Origin of the sequence: Streptomyces sp. NPDC048496, from assembly GCF_043200055.1 — a bacterium.
Classification (GTDB): Bacteria; Actinomycetota; Actinomycetes; order Streptomycetales; family Streptomycetaceae; genus Streptomyces.
Genome location: NZ_JBICXB010000126.1, coordinates 1 through 2178, shown reverse-complemented (window position 1 = coordinate 2178; position 2178 = coordinate 1). Strand labels below are relative to the sequence as shown.

Below are 2178 nucleotides of genomic sequence, written 5' to 3'. Positions count from 1 at the left end.
TGCTCTCCGGGTTCCCTTGCCGCACAACGGACATGACACTACGTCACTCGCGAGACCGGCGAACCGGATCAATCGCAATCGTGCAATGCCCCTGGTCGGCATGGGCGGACCAAATTTTCGAGGAGATCAAAGGTGAGTGGATTACCACTGGCGTCATTCGGGATGCCAATGGCAAGCCGATTCCGAATCTCCCCGACCGTGTAGTCAGTCAAGACGATGACACCGCAAAGGCGCTGACTGCCCATCTAAAGGAAATTGAATACAGTAGCTCAAATCAAAACGGTTTCATCGGAGCAACTCACGCGGAAACCAAGATCGCCTTCAAGATGGCACAGTGGGACATAGAGAAAGCAACCGTCGTCATCAACAATAATGCGTGGGTATGCACGGGTAGGGATTCCTGTAGCGAACTAGTAAAGGCTATACTGCCGAAGGATAGCGTGCTCAAGGTGTATCAGCCGGGGTCGCGTGAACCTACAGTAATTGTCGGCGAGGAACCCGAGAGGCCGTAATGATTGTCGAAGTTTGGATCGGTGCCGAGAGGAATCTGGTCTCCGATCAGCACGAAGTTCGGAAACTCGTAGTGCGAGCACTGAACGAGCTTGAGTCGGAACGTGCAGTTCCTATTGGATTTCACGCAGGTACGATTGCGTCGTTTCATGTCTTCAACGTTCCTGCTGGGGCTGAGGTTCCCAGGTTCGCCGACAACGCTCTTACCGTTGGAGTCAACCTTGCCACCGGGTACGGGGGACTTACCTGGTGGGGCGAGGAAATTCCAGAGAACCCCGATCAGGCACATTGGGTATCTCGAAACCAGGATCCGCCCAGCTTTGATCCTCGCGTTACTTCCGACCCCGGTTACCCTTTGTGGTACGACAGGAGAAACGTGATTCCCGTGGAAGAAGTCGCTTCAGTCATTGAAGAATTCTGCTTTAACAAGGGGAGGCGACCTTCGCTTATCAAGTGGGAACCCGGCACCGTGAACGGTCAGCGCCTGGAGTCGTAAGGCTTTCGTGACTGAGCCTTCTTCGTTCCGGGTAGTCGAATAGATAAAATTGAGAATGCGGAGTCACGGAACCTTTTCCAACCTCCGCAGCAGCGTGATGAATATGATCCCGTGCTGTCGCCCGGCGGTTAGTACTCCAGCTGTAGATCGTGATCCTCATGTCTGGGATGCGGCTTGCCGCCGGTAATGGCTGGTCTGTGATCGCGCCTGGTGGCGGCGTCGCCAGTCGGACCAGCCGAGCCGGTGAGCGAGTCCGTGGATTGGCTGGAGGGCGACAGCAAGGAAGAGGTGCTGGATCTCGTTGCAGGTCAGCGGTATCAGGTCGTCGGGGCCTGGCCGGTGGGCGTGTTCGTCGGCGCGGGCGACGGCCAGGAAGGCGTGGGCGAGCATAGCGAGGGTGACCCAGCGGCTCCAGGAGGGATAGCGGCGGACCTGGTGTTCATCGAGCCCGGCCAGGCCCTTCTCGGTCTGGAAGGACTCCTCCACCCGCCACCGAGAGCCGGCCACGTTCACGAGGGTGTGCAGCGGGACCGGCGAGGTGGAATGGCAGCGGTAGTAGGCGAGTTCGCCGGTGGTGCGATTGCGCCGGATCAGCAGCTGACGGTGGCCCGGCGTCGGGTCGGTGAGGTCGATGACGGCCCAGTCGTAGAGGCGGTGGCCCTTGGCTCCGCGTCCGGCGGACAGTTTCTGCCAGGCCCGCTTCGGGAGCCTCTTGGCCAGTGCGTCGGCACGGAACTTGCCTGCTTTGGTGGTCACTGCGGCCGAGCAGGCCACCGCGAGGACATAGCCCAGGCCGCGTTCCTCCAGGGCTGCCCTCAGCTTCGGGTTGCCGCCGTAGACCTCATCGCCGGTCACCCAGCCGACCCGGTGCCCGGCATCCAGGAACCGCTCGATCATCACACGGGCCAGCTCTGGCTTGGTGGCGAAGACGGTGTCCTCGCCGAGCCCGGCCGCCCGGCACCGATCCGGATCCGATGTCCACGAGCGCGGGACGTACAACTCCCGGTCCACCGCCGCGTGCCCGCGGGCGCCCGCATAGACGAGATAGACGGCGACCTGGGAGTTCTCGATCCGTCCGGGGGCTTGTAATTAAATAACTGTCAGGTTTGACCTGTGTCATTCGATAGGCGTTCCACGGGCCTTCAACTGTTCCAGGGTGCGGGCGGGCGCTC

Annotated in this window: 2 protein-coding genes and 1 pseudogene; 2 read left to right on the top strand and 1 reads right to left on the bottom strand. The window is 60.5% G+C overall.

Translation table 11 applies throughout. The features are described 5' to 3' along the window. Positions 1–512 (top strand): DddA-like double-stranded DNA deaminase toxin (locus tag ACGFSA_RS35045; protein WP_393310214.1); only part of this gene is annotated, 512 nt, incomplete at its 5' end. After that, positions 512–1006, top strand: a complete 495-nt coding sequence (locus ACGFSA_RS35040; RefSeq protein WP_393310212.1) for an Imm1 family immunity protein — start codon at positions 512–514, stop codon at positions 1004–1006. The genes ACGFSA_RS35045 and ACGFSA_RS35040, both read left to right, overlap by 1 nt. Positions 1007–1162: 156 nt before the next feature. On the opposite strand, the pseudogene ACGFSA_RS35035 reads toward ACGFSA_RS35040, so the two are convergent. Then, a pseudogene (locus ACGFSA_RS35035) lies at positions 1163–2083 on the bottom strand (IS701 family transposase); the annotation flags it as partial. Positions 2084–2178: the final 95 nt, after the last annotated feature.